Source organism: Streptomyces sp. NPDC058195, from assembly GCF_042883525.1.
Taxonomy (GTDB): Bacteria; Actinomycetota; Actinomycetes; order Streptomycetales; family Streptomycetaceae; genus Streptomyces.
On the sequence record NZ_JBHVVM010000001.1, the window covers coordinates 61,029 to 77,929 of the forward strand.

A 16,901-nucleotide genomic window follows, 5' to 3' on the forward strand; every position below is an offset into this window, starting at 1 on the left:
CCGGGGCCCGCGGCCCCTCCGGGCACGAGGCCATAGGGTCTGGAACCATGGCAGTCGACGTGACGAACCCCGGCCCCGAGTACCTCGCCTTCTGGCGCGCGCGGCACGTGTGCACCCTGACCACGCCCCGCCCCGACGGCACTCCGCACGTGGTGCCGGTGGGCGTGACGTACGACCCCGACGCGCGACTGGCGCGGATCATCACCGGCAGGAACACCCGCAAGGCCCGCAACGTCCTGGCCGCGGGCCCCGACGGGGCACGGGTCGCCGTCTGCCAGATCGACGGACGCCACTGGGCGACGCTGGAGGGGCGGGCGACGGTGCGTACCGAGCCGGAGGCGGTGGCCGAGGCGGTGCGCCGCTACACGGAACGCTACGGGCGTACGCCGCGGCCGAACCCGGAACGGATCGTCATAGAGATCGCCGTGGACCGGGCACTCGGCAGGGCCTGACCGGCCCGGAGACCGGCCCGGGAGCCGCCCGGAGACCGGCCCGGAATCCACACCGGAGAAGCGTCCGGGAATCCGCGCCGGAACCTGTCCGGGAAAAGCACAACGGCGCCACCGTGTTCAGGTCACGATGGCGCCGTTGTGTGGGGGAGTGACTGAGCGACATGGAACGACGGGGGATCGCTCAGGCACTGCGGGGGGTGGCGGAAATAGTCTCTGGCTCGAACAGCTGGTGATCCCGCCGGTCGAGGTTTACGAAGATCATGTCGTACCGGATCGCGCAGCGGACGGGCTGCGGAGCTCCACGCGGCTTGCGGAGGCATCGGTAGGCACGTACTTCGTCGTCTTCTTCGCGTGCGACAACAATCGGGTCGCCGAACAGAGTGACCATCAACGAGTCGCCACAGTGGGGGATGGCAGTGACGAGATCGATGAAGTGCCAGCCTGATCGGTAGGCCGTGGCCATCTCCCGCCGGAAGGTCCGGTCGTCCGGCGGGATGGTCATGCGCCCGTACGGGCCGTGACGGAGCCGGTGCCGGCGGGCGAGACCCAGCCGATGTCGGACGACGTCGCGGGCGAGACCCAGCCGATGTCGGACGACGCGGCGGGCGAGAGCCAGCCGATGTCGGTGGCCTGGACAGTCCACCCGATGTCACCACCGGCGACACTGTCCTCGCTCCAGCCAATGTCGCTGCCGCCCAGCAGCCCGATGCCCAGGGCCGCGACGAACGAGACGGCAAGCGCCGAGCGATGCATTCGCTTATACATAGTCGGCTTCGTCCTCACTTGTGGATTCTTCTCCCCCGCACCTAAGACGATGTCTCACCTGGGCACGCGAGCACCACTGCGGAGATGCATCATGTTCCTGCATGTTCAGGAACCTGGGGGGTGACGATATGACCACAAGCGACACAAAGCCGACACATTCTCACGGGATCACCGAACTGTGCGACGCGGGATCACGCCTTTACGCCAGTGCTTTGCGGCTGGGACGCATCGCCCGCGTCGAAGTGGAACCGGCTCCTTGCCTGATGGAGTTCGCGCTGCTTCATCCCGATCCGGACGACCCGGCCTGGCTCCGGCCCGTTCCGCCGTCCACCGCCCTCGCGCAGCATCTGCATCCCCTAGAGCGTGAGATCTTGGAGCGGCGACGGCACTCGGTCGAGCTGACGGAATCGTTCGAGCCGTTCATGGACATCAGTACCGTGGGGCCGCCCACCACCCACGCCATCACCGTGCTGGAAGGCGTGAACCGGATCAACGCGGCCCTGGACCTCGCCACCGCAGAGTGCCGTACCGAAGTGCTCACCGTCCAGCCCGGCGGCGGGCGGAGCGAGGATCGCCTCAGCAAGTCGCTGGAACGGGGCCTGTCGGTCGTTCACCGCGGCATCCGCATGCGCACCCTCTATCAGCACACCGTGCGCCACAGCCCCAGCACGCTCGCGTACGCGGAGCGCATGACCGACGACAACGTGGAGATACGCACGCTGGAGGAACTCATCGGCCGCCTCATCGTGTTCGACCGGACCGTCGCGTTCATTCCCGCCAGCGACGACGACCAGATCGCCCTGGAACTCCGCAACCCCGGGCTCGTGCAGTACCTGGCCAACGTGTTCGAGCAGCTGTGGACCCGGGCGGCGCCATTGCGCGAAGAGGTCAAGTACGAACCGACCTCGCTCGGCATCAGCGGGGTCCAGCGGTCCATCGCCCAGCTTCTGGTGGAGGGGCATGTGGACGACTCCATAGCCCGTCGGCTCGGTATGAACGTCCGTACCTGCCGCGCCCATGTCGCCAAGCTCGCCGCCGCCCTCGGCAGCAGCAGCCGGGCCCAGCTCGGCTACCTGATAGCCCGCTCCGGCATCCTCGAAGAGGACTCCTGACCCCGCGGGGCCCGGGACGCCGCGAAGGCTCCTGGCCCCTCGACGGTTCCCGGCCCCCGGCGACTCCTGGCCGGACGAGGGCTCCTGGCCGCGCACCGCTCGCGGGCCCGGCGCCCGGGGCTGGCCACGACCGGCTCCCGGAGGGCCCCGCCCCGGAACACGGCAAAGGGCCGGGAGCCGCCCCTCAGGTCGGCTCCCGGCCCTCCTCGGCCGTATGCGGCCCCGTCTCAGCCCTTCGGCCGCTTGGGCCGCCAGACCACCAACGCACTGGTCTGCTGCACGTCCTGATAGGGCACCAGATCACGCCGGTACGAGGCGTGCACCTGGGCCTCGCGCTGCTGCATCGCCTGCGCCGCGCCGTCCACGGCCGCCGAGAGCTCGGCGACGCGCTGCTGGAGTGCGGCGACCTGGTTCTCCAGCTCGATGATGCGCTTGATGCCGGCGAGGTTGATCCCCTCGTCCTGCGACAGCTGCTGCACCGTGCGCAGCAGTTCGATGTCACGGGCCGAGTAGCGCCTGCCGCGCCCGGCCGTGCGGTCGGGAGAGACCAGGCCGAGGCGGTCGTACTGGCGCAGGGTCTGCGGATGGAGCCCCGAGAGCTGGGCCGCGATCGAGATCACGTACACCGGTGTCTCATCGGTCAGTTCGTACGGATTGCGTCGTCGGCCGTCCACCTCAAGCTCCCTTCGCGGCCTGGAACAGTTCAGCCCGCGGGTCGTGACCCGCGGTCGCCTTACGGTATGCCTCCAGCGCGTCCCGGGCCTCGTCGCCGAGGTCCTTGGGTACCGCCACCTCCACGGTGACCAGCAGGTCGCCCCGGGTGCCGTCCTTGCGTACGGCGCCCTTGCCGCGGGCCCGCATCGTGCGCCCGTTGGGCGTTCCCGCGGGCAGCTTCAGCGTGACCGGCGGACCGCCGAGCGTGGGCACCTTCACCTCGCCGCCGAGGGCCGCCTCCGTGAAGTCGACGGGGACGGTGACGGTGAGGTTGTCGCCCTTGCGGCCGAAGACCGGGTGGGCGTCGACGTGGACCACGACGTACAGATCACCGGCCGGACCGCCGCGCTCGCCCGGACCGCCCTTGCCGCGCAGCCGGATCCGCTGGCCGTCCGAGACGCCCGCCGGAATCCTGACCTGCATGGTCCGGGAGGACTTGGCCCGTCCGGAGCCCTTGCAGACGTCGCACGGGTCCTGGGCGATGAGGCCCCGGCCCTTGCAGTCCACACAGGGATCGGTGAGCGAGAAGCCGCCGCCGGAGCCGCGCGAGACCTGGCCGGTGCCGAGACAGGTCTGGCAGACCCTGGGGGTGCCGTTCTTGTCACCGGTGCCGGAACACGCCTTGCAGGGCGCCTGGCTGGACATCCGCAACGGGACGGTGGCCCCGTCGACCGCCTCGGTGAAGCTGAGCGTCACCTCGGACTCGATGTCCTGGCCGCGGCGCGGCTGCACCCGCGGTCCCGCGCCTCCCCGGTTGAACAGGCCGCCGAAGACATCGCCCAGGCCGCCGCCGCCGAAGCCGCCGGCACCGCTCTGGCCGCCCCCGCCCTGACCGCCTCCGAAGAGGTCGCCCAGGTCGAAGTTGAAGTTGCCTCCCGCGCCCCCGGGACCGGCCCGGAAGCCGCCGTTGCCGAAGAGGGCACGCGCCTCGTCGTACTCCTTGCGCTTCTTGCTGTCGCCGAGAATGTCGTTCGCCTCGGAGATCTCCTTGAAGCGCTCCTCAGCCTTGTCGTCGCCCTTGTTGGCGTCCGGGTGGAACTCGCGGGCGAGCTTCCGGTACGCCTTCTTGATCTCGGCGTCGGTGGCGTCCTTGGGGACGCCGAGGACCTTGTAGTAGTCCTTCTCGACGAAGTCCTTCGTGCTCATCGACGTCCCTCCTTCCGGACGATCGGCCATGCGGCCGGCGTGTGGGCCGGTCGCATGGCCGGGCGGCGGGCCGCGAGATGGTCAGACAGGGTGTCAGACCTCCTCGGTGCCACCGCTCTCCTCGTCGGTTGCCTTCTCTTCCTTCGCGGCCGCCGGGGTCGCCCCCGGCTGGGGTTCGGCCACCGCCACCCGCGCGGGGCGGATGGTGCGCTCGCCCATCCGATACCCCGGCTGCAGGATCGCCACGCAGGTCGTCTCCGTGACGTCCGGCGCGTACGAGTGCATCAGGGCCTCGTGGATCGTCGGGTCGAAGGGCTCACCCTCCTTGCCGAACTGCTGCAGGCCCAGCTTGGCGACGACCGTCTCCAGCGACTCGGCCACCGACTTGAACCCGCCCACCAGCTCGCCGTGGTCCCGGGCGCGGCCGACGTCGTCGAGCACCGGAAGCAGCTCGGACAGGAAGCCCGCCACGGCGATCTCCTTGACCGTGGCCCGGTCCCGCTCGACGCGGCGGCGGTAGTTCTGGTACTCGGCCTGGAGCCGCTGGAGGTCGCCCGTGCGCTCGTTGAGCGCGGTGCGGACCTGGTCCAGCTGGGCCGTCAGGCCGACTGTCTGCACTCCGTCCCCGGCCGGGGACGCCCCCTCCTCCGAAGAGGGGGCGGCGTCCTTCGGCTCGGCTCCTTCAGAGGTGGCGCCGGAGGGGACGTCGGGCTTCTCCTCGAAGCCCGGAGTCTCCTCGGTCACACCGCACCGCCCTTGGCGTCCTTTTCGTCGTCCACGATCTCGGCGTCGACGACATCGTCATCGGCCTTGGCCTGCTGGGCGCCTTCACCCTGCGGGGCACCCTCGCCCTGGGCGTTGGCGTACATCGCCTGGCCGAGCTTCTGGGAGACGGCCGCGACCTTCTCGGTGGCGGTACGGATCTCGGCGCTGTCCTCGCCCTTGAGCTTCTCCTTCAGCTCGGTGAGCGCGGTCTCCACCTCCGTCTTCACATCACCGGGGACCTTGTCCTCGTTGTCCTTGAGGAACTTCTCCGTCTGGTAGACGAGCTGCTCGCCCTGGTTGCGCGACTCGGCGGCCTCGCGGCGGCGGTGGTCCTCCTCCGCGTACTGCTCGGCCTCCTCACGCATCCGGTTGACCTCGTCCTTCGGCAGCGAGGAGCCGCCGGTGACGGTCATCTTCTGCTCCTTGCCCGTGCCGAGGTCCTTCGCGGCGACGTGCATGATGCCGTTCGCGTCGATGTCGAAGGAGACCTCGATCTGCGGGACGCCGCGCGGGGCCGGCGGAAGACCGGTCAGCTCGAACATGCCGAGCTTCTTGTTGTACGCCGCGATCTCGCGCTCGCCCTGGTAGACCTGGATCTGCACGGACGGCTGGTTGTCCTCGGCCGTCGTGAAGATCTCGGAGCGCTTCGTCGGGATCGTGGTGTTGCGCTCGATGAGCTTGGTCATGATGCCGCCCTTGGTCTCGATACCGAGGGACAGCGGGGTGACGTCGAGGAGCAGAACGTCCTTGACCTCGCCCTTGAGGACACCGGCCTGGAGCGAGGCGCCGATGGCGACGACCTCGTCCGGGTTCACACCCTTGTTGGCCTCCTGGCCACCGGTCATCTCCTTGACGAGCTCGGCGACGGCCGGCATACGGGTGGAGCCACCGACGAGAACGACGTGGTCGATCTCGGAGAGCTGGATGCCCGCGTCCTTGATGACGTTGTGGAACGGCGTCTTGCAGCGGTCCAGGAGGTCAGCGGTCAGCTGCTGGAACTGCGAGCGCGTGAGCTTCTCGTCCAGGTGCAGCGGGCCCTCGGCGGACGCCGTGATGTAGGGCAGGTTGATCGTGGTCTCGGTCGAGGACGAGAGCTCGATCTTCGCCTTCTCCGCGGCCTCGCGGAGACGCTGGAGAGCCATCTTGTCCTTGGACAGGTCCACGCCGTGCCCGTTGGCGAACTGCTTCACCAGGTAGTCGACGACGCGCTGGTCCCAGTCGTCACCACCGAGGTGGTTGTCACCGTTGGTGGCCTTCACCTCGACGACGCCGTCACCGATCTCCAGGAGCGACACGTCGAAGGTGCCGCCACCGAGGTCGAAGACCAGGATCGTCTGGTCGTCCTTGTCGAGTCCGTACGCCAGGGCGGCGGCGGTCGGCTCGTTGACGATGCGCAGGACGTTCAGGCCCGCGATCTCGCCGGCCTCCTTCGTGGCCTGACGCTCCGAGTCGTTGAAGTACGCGGGGACGGTGATGACCGCGTCGGTCACCTTCTCCCCGAGGTACGCCTCGGCGTCGCGCTTCAGCTTCTGCAGGATGAAGGCGCTCATCTGCTGCGGGTTGAAGCTCTTGCCGTCCAGGTCGATCTTCCAGTCAGTGCCCATGTGGCGCTTGACGGAACGGATCGTCCTGTCGACGTTCGTCACTGCCTGGCGCTTGGCGACCTCGCCGACCAGCACCTCGCCGTTCTTCGCGAAGGCGACGACGGACGGCGTGGTCCTGGCGCCCTCTGCGTTGGTGATGACGGTGGGCTCGCCGCCTTCGAGAACGCTGACGACGGAGTTAGTCGTGCCCAGGTCGATGCCGACCGCACGTGCCATTTCGATTCCTCCAACTTGCCTACTTGAGCGGAACTGACTCAAGGATGCATGACACCCGCTCCACTGTCAACAGACCTGAGTCGGGTGGACTCAACTATCGTGCACAGCTCTCGCGCCATCCGCCCCCTCGGCGCGCAACACCCCCCTCACCCCCGCAACGCTGCCCCTTCCCATCATCGCCCCATGGGATTGTTCTGTCACAAAATGTCGCAATACGCGTAAAACCGGCGGGCGGACCGATGGAGACACAGACGCAAAGAAAGAAGAAGAGGACGGACGCGGGGGCGAGGAGACGGACCCACGGGTCCGGACCGGGCCCATGGACGCGCCCGCCCGGCGGAGGGGAGGGTTCACGGACGCGCCCGCCCGGCGGAGGGGAGGGCTCACGGACCCGCCCGCCCGGCGGAGGGGCGGGCCCATGGACACACCCCTCCGCCAAGCGCGTCCTGGACGTGACCCTCGGCTCGGCCCTGCTGGCCCTGTCCTCCCCGCTGCTCGTCGTCGGCGCCCTCACCCTGGCGGCGCGGCGGCCCCCCGGCGGCGTACTGGACCGCGGACCCCGCGTCGGCCTGGGCGGCGAGGTCTTCGTACTGCGCTCGCTGCGCACCCGCCGACTGGGCCTGGACGTGCTCTCCCGGCTGCCGCACGTCGTACGGGGCGACCTCTCACTGGTCGGCCCGGAGCCCCTGCCGCCCGGCCCGGCGGACCCCGCCGACCCCCGCGGCCTCCCCGCCGCGAGACACTGGCGGCAGGAACTGCGGCCGGGCCTCACCGGCCTGGCCCGGATCCGCTCGCACTCCGGGATGCCGTGGGACGAGCCGGCCCTGCTGGACCAGCACTACGCGGAGCACCACTGGGCGGGCATGGACCTCGCCATCCTGGCGAGCGCCGCGCGCATGCGGCTGCGCGGGGCGCTCCGGGGGTGCGCCCGGCGCCGCCGGGCGCGGGCGAGCGACACAGATCACCGCCTGTCCGGCTACAGAGCGGCGGAAGAAGTGGGTAGTGTCAGCACGGACTGATTAAGTTACTGCTTAGTAATCTCAGATTATCCCAGTATTCGCTCATCGACGCTGGGTCCACCCTCGCAGGCCCGAGGAGCCCTCACATGCAACTCGCCGCGATCATCGTGTCGCTGGTGCTGACTGTCGTCGGCGTTGCGCTCATCGCCCGAGCCGTCGCACAGATCTACCGGTTCGTCACGCTCGGCCAACCGGTCCCGGCAGGCAGCCGCACCGATCAACCCAAAGAGCGCACGATCACCCTGGTCAGGGAGTTCCTCGGCCACACCCGGATGAACCGGTGGGGGATCGTCGGCTTCGCGCACTGGTTCGTCGCCATCGGCTTCCTGACCCTGCCGCCGACACTGATCCAGGCGTACGGGCAGCTCTTCCAGGCCGACTGGGTCCTGCCGGTCATCGGCGACTGGGCCCCGTTCGAGATGTACACCGAGTTCATCGGCCTGATGACGACGGTCGGCATCCTCGTGCTGATCGCCATCCGGCTGCTGAACCTGCCCTCCCGGGCCGGCCGCAAGTCCCGCTTCGCGGGCTCCAAGGCGTGGCAGGCGTACTTCGTCGAGTACGTCATCCTCATCATCGGCCTCGCGATCCTGACCCTGCGCGGTCTGGAGGGTGCGATCCACCACGTGGAGGGCTACGAGGCGTCGTACTTCGTCTCGTACCCGCTGGTGCTCGCCTTCAAGGGGCTGGCGACCGGCACGCTGCAGAACCTCATCTACTTCACCGCGATGGTCAAGATCGGCACCTCGCTGATCTGGATGATCACCGTCTCGCTCAACACCAACATGGGTGTCGCCTGGCACCGCTTCCTCGGCTTCCCGAACATCTGGTTCAAGCGGAACGCGGACGGCGCGACCGCGCTCGGCGCGCTCCAGCCGATGACGTCGGGCGGCAAGGAGATCGACTGGGAGGACCCGGCCGACGACGCCGTCTTCGGCGTCTCCCAGGTCGAGCAGTTCTCCTGGAAGGGCATCCTCGACTTCTCCACCTGCACCGAGTGCGGCCGCTGCCAGTCGCAGTGCCCCGCCTGGAACACCGGCAAGCCGCTCTCCCCCAAGCTCCTCATCATGTCGCTGCGCGACCACGCGCACGCCAAGGCCCCGTACCTGCTGGCCGGTGGCGGCAAGACGATGGAGGGCGAGGAGAAGGCGTCCGAGGAGCAGCTGAAGGACGTACCGGCAGCGGCCCTCGCCGAGGCCGAGCGCCCGCTGATCGGCACGGCCGAGGAGAACGGGGTCATCGACCCGGACGTCCTGTGGTCCTGCACCACCTGCGGTGCCTGTGTCGAGCAGTGCCCGGTCGACATCGAGCACATCGACCACATCGTCGACATGCGCCGCTACCAGGTGATGATCGAGTCCGCGTTCCCGTCCGAGGCGGGCACGATGCTCAAGAACCTGGAGAAGAAGGGCAACCCCTGGGGTCTGGCCAAGAAGCAGCGCGTCGAGTGGACCAAGGAGGTCGACTTCGAGGTCCCGATCGTCGGCAAGGACGTCGAGGACCTCACCGAGGTCGACTACCTGTACTGGGTCGGCTGCGCGGGCGCCCTGGAGGACCGGGCGAAGAAGACCACCAAGGCCTTCGCGGAACTGCTGCACATCGCGGGCGTCAACTTCGCGATCATGGGCGGCGACGAGAAGTGCACCGGTGACTCCGCCCGCCGTCTGGGCAACGAGCCGCTGTTCCAGCAGCTCGGCCAGGAGAACGTGGCGATGCTGAACATGGCGTTCGGCGAGTCCTTCGACGACGACGGGAACGTGGACGAGTCGACGAAGAAGCCGAAGGCTTCGAAGAAGATCGTCGCGACCTGCCCGCACTGCTTCAACACCATCGCCAACGAGTACCCGCAGCTCGGCGGCGATTACGAGGTCATCCACCACACACAGCTGCTCCAGCACCTCATCGACGAGGGCAAGCTGATCCCGGTGACCCCGGTCGAGGGCCTGATCACGTACCACGACCCGTGCTACCTGGGCCGTCACAACAAGATCTACACCCCGCCGCGCGAGATCATGGACAAGGTCCCCGGTCTGCGCCAGCAGGAGATGCACCGCCACAAGGAGCGCGGCTTCTGCTGCGGCGCCGGCGGAGCCCGGATGTGGATGGAGGAGCGGATCGGCAAGCGCATCAACAACGAGCGCGTCGACGAGGCCCTCTCGCTGAACCCGGACATCGTCTCCACCGCCTGCCCGTTCTGCCTGGTCATGCTCACGGACTCCGTGAACGGCAAGAAGAACGACGGCAAGGCCAAGGAGTCGATCCAGGTCGTCGACGTCTCGCAGCTGCTGCTGGACTCGGTCAAGACCCCGGCCGACCCCGCCGGGGAGGCCGAGACGGAGGACGCGCCGGAGCCGGAGCCGGTGAAGTAACGGCCCGTTCAGCCCGCGCGTCAGCAGCGGCCGGATCCGCCTCGGGGGCGGGACCGGCCGCTGCTGCCGTTCCCGCCCCTCGTGAGCGCGCCGTACGGACCCGGGGGCGGACACCCCGGGGTTCCCCTAAGGGATGTCACAGCTCGGCCGCAATGGGGGGCTGGTGCCCCAGGCCCTCTGACCGCACCGGCCCGTACCAGGTACGTTCGGTGACGTGGCTGGATTCAGGATCGGACGCGGCCGGGACAACCGCACCCCGCAGCAAGCGCAACAGCAACCGCGGCAACAGCCGTACGGCACACAGGCACCACCGCCGTACGGTCAGCAGTCATGGCCCCCGGCAGGAGGCAACGCGGCCCCGCCGCCGTACAACGGCGGCTACGGCAACGGCGGCCAGGGCGGCTACGCGCCGGGCGGGCACGGGCCGGGCGGCGGCGGGCACGGGCCGGGCGGCGGGCACGGCGAGCCGGAGTACTTCGGCGACCCGTATCAGCAGCCCCAGCAGCCCCAGCACCCCCAGAATTCGCAGCACCCCCACGGCGCCCCCCAGCAGGGCGACCCGTACGCGAACTCCCCCGGCCACACCCAGGCATTCAGCATCGGCGAGGACCCGTACGGCCCCGGCGACACCTACCGTGCCGGCCAGGCCCCTGCCCAGCCCACGGGCCCCCGGCTGCCGTGGAAGGAGCTGCTCAGCGGCATCGTGCTCCGCCCGGGGCCGACCTTCTGGCGGATGCGCGACTACCCCGTCTGGGGCCCGGCGCTCATCGTCACCTTCCTGTACGGCCTGCTCGCGCTCTTCGGCTTCGACCAGGCCCGTGACGACGCGATCCACGCGACGATCTCCACCGCGGTGCCCTACGTGATCATCACGGGCGTCGGCTTCGTCATCGGCGGTCTGGTCCTGGGCGCGGTCACCCACACGCTCGCCCGCCAGCTCGGCGGCGACGGCTCCTGGCAGCCGACCGTGGGCCTGTCGATGCTGATCATGTCGATCACGGACGCGCCGCGCCTGATATTCGCGCTCTTCCTCGGCGGCGAGAACTCCCTGGTCCAGATTCTCGGCTGGGCCACCTGGCTGGCCTCGGCCGCGCTCTTCACCTCGATGGTCAGCAAATCCCACGACCTGCCGTGGCCGAAGGCACTGGGCGCCTCCGCGATCCAGCTGATCGCATTGCTGTCGATCATCAAGCTCGGCACGCTCTGACTTCGCCCCGTCCACGAACGCGAAAACCCCCGGCACTCGGCGTGCCGGGGGTTTTCGCTGCCGCGCTCAGGCGTCGAGGACCTGCCCGCTGCGGCGCACGACGGGCTTCTCCACGCTCCACGGGAAGTTGATCCAGTTGTCCGTCTTCTTCCACACGTACTCGCACTTCACGAGCGAATGCGACTTCTCGTAGATGACGGCGCTGCGCACCTCGGCGACATGATCGATGCAGAAATCATGCACCAGCTTCAGCGTCTTACCGGTGTCGGCGACGTCGTCGGCGATCAGGACCTTCTTGTCGGAGAAGTCGATCGCGTTCGGAACGGGTGCCAGCATGACCGGCATTTCCAGGGTGGTGCCCACCCCGGTGTAGAACTCCACGTTCACCAGATGAATGTTCTTGCAGTCCAGCGCGTAAGCCAGCCCGCCGGCGACGAACACCCCGCCGCGCGCGATGCTGAGCACCACATCGGGCTCGAACCCGTCGTCCGCCACAGCCTGCGCCAGCTCACGCACGGCGTGGCCGAACCCCTCGTACGTCAGGTTCTCGCGCACGTCAGTCGTCACATCACCGCTCATGGGGCATCACACCTGGGTCCGATGGAAATTCATGAAAGAACGCGACGCGGTGGGCCCACGCTGGCCCTGGTACCGCGATCCGTACCGCTCCGAGCCGTACGGGAACTCCGCCGGCGAACTCAGCCGGAACATGCACAGCTGCCCGATCTTCATTCCCGGCCACAGCTTTATCGGCAGCGTCGCGAGATTCGACAGCTCCAGCGTCACGTGCCCGGAGAAACCGGGGTCGATGAACCCGGCGGTCGAATGCGTCACCAGCCCGAGCCGCCCCAGCGAACTCTTCCCCTCCAGCCGCGAGGCGAGATCGTCAGGCAGCGAAATGACCTCGTACGTCGAGGCCAGCACGAACTCACCGGGGTGCAGGATGAAGGCCTCGTCCCCGTCCGGCTCGACCGTGCGGGTCAGATCGGCCTGCTCGACGGCCGGGTCGATATGCGGATAGCGGTGGTTCTCGAACACCCGGAAGAAGCGGTCGAGCCGCACATCAATGCTCGAGGGCTGCACCATCGACGCGTCGAACGGATCAATACGTACACGTCCGGCGTCGATCTCGGCCCGGATGTCCTTATCTGAGAGAAGCACGTCCCGAGGATACGCAGAACGCGCGGGCCGACCCCAATCAGGTCCACCCGCGCGCCTGCCGCCGCCCGCTACCGCTGCCCGGAAACCACGGGCACGGCATGCCGCAGCCGCGCACAGCGCGGACAGCGGATGAGCCGCCCCGGACCGATCCGCCTGGCCCCGAGCTGCTGCATCGGGAACGTGGCGGTAGCAAAAACGTGCCCTTCGGCACAACGGACGACGGTGCGCTCCATGGAGTCCATCAAGTCCCTTCCCCAACAAGCCGTGGACGAGACCGCCACATTAGGGGATGAACGGGACGCCGCTCCACGCGGCACTCCGACCCCCCACGCTACGCCCCAACTCCCGCCCCCGGCACCCGCATCCACCCATCCGCCTCACCAGAAAGGCCCCACGGCTCAAACGCCGGGGACCTGCCATGGGGTACAGTATGGGACGGTAGCCGCCGATCGGGCGGGCTGCTTTTGCGGGTGTAGTTTAATGGTAGAACATGAGCTTCCCAAGCTCAGAGCGCGAGTTCGATTCTCGTCACCCGCTCTACGGAAATGCCCCAGGTCAAAGACCCGGGGCATTTGTCTTGTCCAAACCTCCCTACGACTCCCATGCCAGATCCGTGCCAGAAGCCTTCGCACGGAGCGCCTACACCCGGTGCCCGCTTGGGGGGACGGCTATAGCGACGACGATCGGTGAGGTTGGGTGACGGGACCGACCGAAATACGCCCGACGAACCCGAGCCGTGAATCGGCGCCGTTCACCGGACCCGAAACCCTGGCCCCGATCGATGCGAACCACAACTGGATCAGCTCCGCGTTCGTCCGATGAGGCGCACTGGGGCGGATGCCGAAGATAAGCCGCAGCACCGTCCGTGCGTGAGCGAGGAGTGAGCGGACGTTCCAGCACTGCCAGGTCGACACGACCTTCTGCTTCCTCGCCAGGAACATAATGTCGGGTGGTGGCCACAGCTTCCGGGGCGCGGTGGCTAGCGCTCGGCATCACGGTCAGCTCCGCTACAGAGCAGTCGGAACCGCGGATAACGCCGAGGAGACATCACTCCTGGGAATGCAGAAGACAGTCCTTGTGAGCACATCCGGCGGACGCATTACAGCAACCAGCACCGCCTTACAGAGACAGCGGATCGAGCCCGCTACGCCATGCGAAATAATTTACAAAATTTCGGCAATTCATTTGCCTAGGAAATCTTTTGGAGCTCCAAGCAGATTAGACGCTGGCGGACATTTTGAGACGACCAGGGGCTCAGCTAGGCCGCGCACCGGACTTCCAGGATCAAAAGGGGACGTCAAATTTTGTTTTTTTATTACCGAGACCGTTCAGAGCTTCCACCAAGGATACCTAGAGACTCCAGCTTATTCATCGCCTTACCTCGGAAAACGATGACCGCAGAGACAACCACGGAGGTCGCAATGGCCACAGGCTCTAGACCATCAGAGAGCCCGAGCAGTTGCAGAAATGCGATGGATGCGCCCGACATCAGCAGGGCGAGGACGGCACCCAGGGCCAGACGTAGCGGTTCCCGCTCGGGGAGCGACACTCCTTCGAGTTGATCGACATCGAGGAGCACCCTGTATCGACGCTCCGCCAAGCGCTCAGATAGTTTGAGCAGCGTCTCGCCCAGTTCTTTGACGTCTCGGTCGCTCGCCTCCCCGGCGCGCTCCTCTAGTCGCTCCAGGAGGATCGACACCCTTTGAACGTGCTGGCTGACGAGACGCCTTCTCTTGCATCGCCCCGCTCTGGGACCAGCTTCAAGGCGAGGTAGCCATCGAAGGGCCTTACGCAATCGCACCACCCTTTCTACCGCCTCATGCAACTGGACCACGCGCCGCTCACCGCTCTTCCCGAGCACCCCAGCCAGGCCATTAATTGCGGAGGAGCAAATAGAGACGACCGCAGAACGGCGCTGCAGCAAGACGACCTTGCGGCCAGGGAAATTGATTCCCGGATACCCCAGAGCTACGCGAAGAGAAATCACAACGGGACCAAGGGCGACGGATGCATAGTATGCCAATAGGATTGGCAATACCAGGAGAACTCTAAGAAGCCGGGTGACCATAGTTTCTGGATCCGCCGATACCTCTATGACAGTCACCACAGCTTCATGAACCCGAGTCATGCTGTGCCAGAATGATCCACGCCTGTCATCCAGGGCCATGACGATTGGCAGTGGCCACCAGAGGCCAACAATGAACCCGTAGATCAATTTAGCTGTGAAAGCTGGGCGATTTGTTCGCCCGTTTACCCGAAGCGCGATACGCACTCCGGCCGGCAGCGAGCGCCCCGGCCAGAGTAGCCCCACGCTCTCGGCAAGCTTCACGTCCTCGCCCTGAGCAACTTCCCTGCGCTGCTGGGCCAGTCGGGACCGCATCCGATCAAGCATGCCGAGATCATGCCATTCTCGGGCAGGGTTTCGGTTGACTTCGCGAAATCAAGAGTATTGAGAAAAAGACGTCACGGGAGGGCGGCTCCGACATCGACGCCCCGTTCTGAAGCCTTCCCACTTCACCGCCACCCCCACTGGGAACCGCGCTCTGGCAACAACCGATGGTCTTCCGGCCCTGCCACACGCATGACAGACGAGGCAGCAAGCGACAGCCAACGGCGGGTGCTACCTGTACCGGAATCGCCCGGCCGCCTCCCCTCCTGCGGGATAATCAAGGCATGGCAGCCACGCCCAGCGTCCCCGAACTCCGCCGCACCAGATTCGCCCGGCGGCTTCCTGCCGAGCTCTCGGAGCTCGTCGGCCCCGCCCACGGTCACGTCGACCTTCCGCTGCACCTCGCGTGGTCCGGCCTGTCCCGGTTCGATCTCGACCAGCCCCGACTGCGGATGAGCTGCTATCGGATCGTGCTGGCCGAGGGGCAGCACGATGATCTGGTCCACTACCTGAACCGGGAACTGCTCGTCGTCATGTGGCCCGTCCTGCGCACACTGATCAGCCGGGACGTCCGTGACGTCTGGGAGAGCGCCTTCGCCGAGCTGGCTCCCCGGACCCGGACCGCTGCGTGGATCTCACGGAACTGCACCGGCGCCTCCTCGCGGATGTCCTCGCCGTGGGCGACGACTACCCGCTGGTACTCACGGGTGGATATGCCGTCCAAGCGCACGGACTGGTCGACCGGATCAGCCAGGATCTCGACGTCGCCACCGAGAACCCGGAGCCGATGGAGAAGATCGCCGCCGCCGTGCGCGCGGGGTTGGAACAACGCGGCTGGCAGGTGGAGGAGTTGGAGACCGATCCACTGTCCGCACGACTGATCGTCACCGACAAAGCCACCAGCGAGGAGTGCGAGGTCGATGTCCTCAAGGAGGCGCTCTGGCGTCCACCGGTGAGGACCGAGCATGGCCTGGTGCTCTCGCTGGAAGACGTGGTCGGCACGAAGGTCCGCGCGTTGGCGGACCGCGGGCTTGCGCGTGACTTGATCGACGTCCGCGCGGCAGCCGATCGCTGGAGCCGCATCGAGCTCGAAGAGCTCGGCCGCCGTCACGCCCGTGACAGCTTCGAGCTCTCCGACCTACAGTCCCGGCTCGCCGGGGCGGACTGGATCGACGACACCGAATTCGCCGCGTACGGACTCGACAACCACCAGACCATCGAGCTGCGCCAGTGGGCGCAGGAGTGGACCGATGACATCGCCGAGAGACTCCAGGAAGCGGAAGACCCGCCCGACGACTGATCACCGAACACCGAACGCGGCGAGAGAGTGCCACACCTACGAGGAAGCCGGTCGTGCCCCAGTCGTGCCCCTCAGGTCGGCGAACAGCGGTCAGGACCGGTGTCGCCGAACCAAGAGAAGCACCGCAATAAGGGTCCGTTTTCGCAGGTCAGGCATCAGCTGAACAAGCTGGGCGACGGTGATTCCCAAGCTCAGAGCGCGAGTTCGATTCTCGTCACCCGCTCCATGACGAAGGCCCTGGTCAGCGACCAGGGCCTTGTTTGTTGTCTAGACCTCTTACGGCCCGTGTGCCATATCCGTGCCAGATGCCCAGTGGTCCGCCGCTGTGCGCCGAGCCCGTACGAGCTGGTCGACGATCCGTGTCCGAGTACTGATCGGCAGTGTGACGCTAGACCGAGTGGAGAGGGTCTGGCCTGTGAGCAGCGGGGCTCCCTCCTCCACCACGAGCACCAGCCCGTCAGGCTCTCCCTCCACGAATCGGCTGAAAAGCCGCTTTGAGCTCCGTGCGGAGGATGGGCCGGAAAGTGGATCGCGAGGACATCCACTGTCGACTTGGTGTCGCCCTCGCCACCAGCCCCGGAGCAGCCTTGCCGAACCGTCCGGCGAGCGGGGCGTGAGCGCCGGACTCCGGCGCAAGGCCATCTTCCCTTCGGAGCGCATCGGCCCGCAGGCGCGGAAGCAG

General features: G+C 67.4%; 15 protein-coding genes, 1 tRNA gene and 1 pseudogene. 8 read left to right on the forward strand and 9 right to left on the reverse strand.

Annotation, left to right across the window (positions count from 1 at the left end; translation table 11 throughout):
- The first annotated feature begins 47 nt into the window (after window positions 1-47).
- Window positions 48-452, forward strand: a complete 405-nt coding sequence (locus tag ACFVWY_RS00275) for a pyridoxamine 5'-phosphate oxidase family protein (protein ID WP_389865510.1) — start codon at window positions 48-50, stop codon at window positions 450-452.
- Between the two features lie 181 nt (window positions 453-633).
- Here the strand turns inward: ACFVWY_RS00275 and ACFVWY_RS00280 are convergent, their stop codons facing one another.
- Both ACFVWY_RS00280 and ACFVWY_RS00285 read right to left on the reverse strand, forming a co-directional pair.
- Complete coding sequence (locus ACFVWY_RS00280) at window positions 634-954, reverse strand: (2Fe-2S)-binding protein (RefSeq protein WP_072487853.1); 321 nt, start codon at window positions 952-954, stop codon at window positions 634-636.
- On the reverse strand, window positions 951-1,205 hold the full coding sequence (locus ACFVWY_RS00285; protein ID WP_389865512.1) for a 5'-nucleotidase: 255 nt from the start codon (window positions 1,203-1,205) through the stop codon (window positions 951-953). The genes ACFVWY_RS00280 and ACFVWY_RS00285 overlap by 4 nt, the downstream gene beginning before the upstream one ends.
- A gap of 140 nt (window positions 1,206-1,345) precedes the next feature.
- Here ACFVWY_RS00285 and ACFVWY_RS00290 point away from each other — a divergent pair, with 140 nt between their 5' ends.
- Window positions 1,346-2,329 carry a helix-turn-helix transcriptional regulator gene (locus ACFVWY_RS00290; RefSeq protein WP_389865514.1) on the forward strand — a complete coding sequence of 328 codons (984 nt, stop codon included), beginning with the start codon at window positions 1,346-1,348 and terminating at the stop codon, window positions 2,327-2,329.
- Window positions 2,330-2,556: 227 nt separating this feature from the next.
- Here the strand turns inward: ACFVWY_RS00290 and ACFVWY_RS00295 are convergent, their stop codons facing one another.
- The 4 genes from ACFVWY_RS00295 to dnaK all read right to left on the reverse strand — a co-directional run bounded on the left by ACFVWY_RS00295 (window position 2,557) and on the right by dnaK (window position 6,774).
- Window positions 2,557-3,003 carry a heat shock protein transcriptional repressor HspR gene (locus tag ACFVWY_RS00295; protein WP_352275737.1) on the reverse strand — a complete coding sequence of 149 codons (447 nt, stop codon included), beginning with the start codon at window positions 3,001-3,003 and terminating at the stop codon, window positions 2,557-2,559.
- Between the two features lies 1 nt (window position 3,004).
- Window positions 3,005-4,189, reverse strand: a complete 1,185-nt coding sequence (gene dnaJ / locus ACFVWY_RS00300; RefSeq protein ID WP_389865516.1) for a molecular chaperone DnaJ — start codon at window positions 4,187-4,189, stop codon at window positions 3,005-3,007.
- A 93-nt stretch (window positions 4,190-4,282) separates the two neighbouring features.
- Window positions 4,283-4,933: a nucleotide exchange factor GrpE gene (gene grpE / locus ACFVWY_RS00305; RefSeq protein WP_389865519.1), complete on the reverse strand. Its 651-nt coding sequence runs from the start codon at window positions 4,931-4,933 to the stop codon at window positions 4,283-4,285.
- Complete coding sequence (dnaK, locus tag ACFVWY_RS00310; protein ID WP_389865522.1) at window positions 4,930-6,774, reverse strand: molecular chaperone DnaK; 1,845 nt, start codon at window positions 6,772-6,774, stop codon at window positions 4,930-4,932. The genes grpE and dnaK overlap by 4 nt, the downstream gene beginning before the upstream one ends.
- 452 nt (window positions 6,775-7,226) lie before the next feature.
- Between dnaK and ACFVWY_RS00315 the strand changes: the two genes are divergently transcribed.
- From ACFVWY_RS00315 to ACFVWY_RS00325, 3 genes are all read left to right on the forward strand, one after another.
- Window positions 7,227-7,793 carry a sugar transferase gene (locus ACFVWY_RS00315; protein ID WP_389865525.1) on the forward strand — a complete coding sequence of 189 codons (567 nt, stop codon included), beginning with the start codon at window positions 7,227-7,229 and terminating at the stop codon, window positions 7,791-7,793.
- A gap of 86 nt (window positions 7,794-7,879) precedes the next feature.
- The gene (locus ACFVWY_RS00320) at window positions 7,880-10,162 is read left to right on the forward strand and encodes a (Fe-S)-binding protein (protein ID WP_389865527.1); all 2,283 of its coding nucleotides are present in this window, start codon (window positions 7,880-7,882) and stop codon (window positions 10,160-10,162) included.
- 214 nt (window positions 10,163-10,376) lie between these two features.
- Complete coding sequence (locus ACFVWY_RS00325) at window positions 10,377-11,369, forward strand: Yip1 family protein (RefSeq protein ID WP_389865530.1); 993 nt, start codon at window positions 10,377-10,379, stop codon at window positions 11,367-11,369.
- Between the two features lie 66 nt (window positions 11,370-11,435).
- On the opposite strand, the gene ACFVWY_RS00330 is transcribed toward ACFVWY_RS00325, so the two are convergent.
- Together ACFVWY_RS00330 and dcd are read right to left on the reverse strand one after the other, a co-directional pair.
- Window positions 11,436-11,936 carry a phosphoribosyltransferase gene (locus ACFVWY_RS00330; protein WP_389866295.1) on the reverse strand — a complete coding sequence of 167 codons (501 nt, stop codon included), beginning with the start codon at window positions 11,934-11,936 and terminating at the stop codon, window positions 11,436-11,438.
- Between the two features lie 18 nt (window positions 11,937-11,954).
- A complete protein-coding gene (gene dcd, locus ACFVWY_RS00335; protein WP_389865532.1) occupies window positions 11,955-12,530 on the reverse strand; it encodes a dCTP deaminase in 576 nt (191 codons plus the stop codon).
- 466 nt (window positions 12,531-12,996) lie between these two features.
- Here dcd and ACFVWY_RS00340 point away from each other — a divergent pair.
- Window positions 12,997-13,067 (forward strand) — tRNA-Gly (locus tag ACFVWY_RS00340).
- A 778-nt stretch (window positions 13,068-13,845) separates the two neighbouring features.
- On the opposite strand, the gene ACFVWY_RS00345 is transcribed toward ACFVWY_RS00340, so the two are convergent.
- Entirely contained in the window at window positions 13,846-14,229 is a 384-nt protein-coding gene (locus ACFVWY_RS00345; protein WP_389865535.1) for a hypothetical protein, read from the reverse strand.
- A gap of 974 nt (window positions 14,230-15,203) precedes the next feature.
- On the opposite strand from ACFVWY_RS00345, the pseudogene ACFVWY_RS00350 reads away from it, so the two are divergent.
- Window positions 15,204-15,548, forward strand: a pseudogene (locus ACFVWY_RS00350) (transcriptional regulator); the annotation flags it as partial.
- Window positions 15,548-16,219, forward strand: a complete 672-nt coding sequence (locus ACFVWY_RS00355; RefSeq protein ID WP_389865539.1) for a nucleotidyl transferase AbiEii/AbiGii toxin family protein — start codon at window positions 15,548-15,550, stop codon at window positions 16,217-16,219. The pseudogene ACFVWY_RS00350 and the gene ACFVWY_RS00355, both read left to right, overlap by 1 nt.
- Window positions 16,220-16,901: the final 682 nt, after the last annotated feature.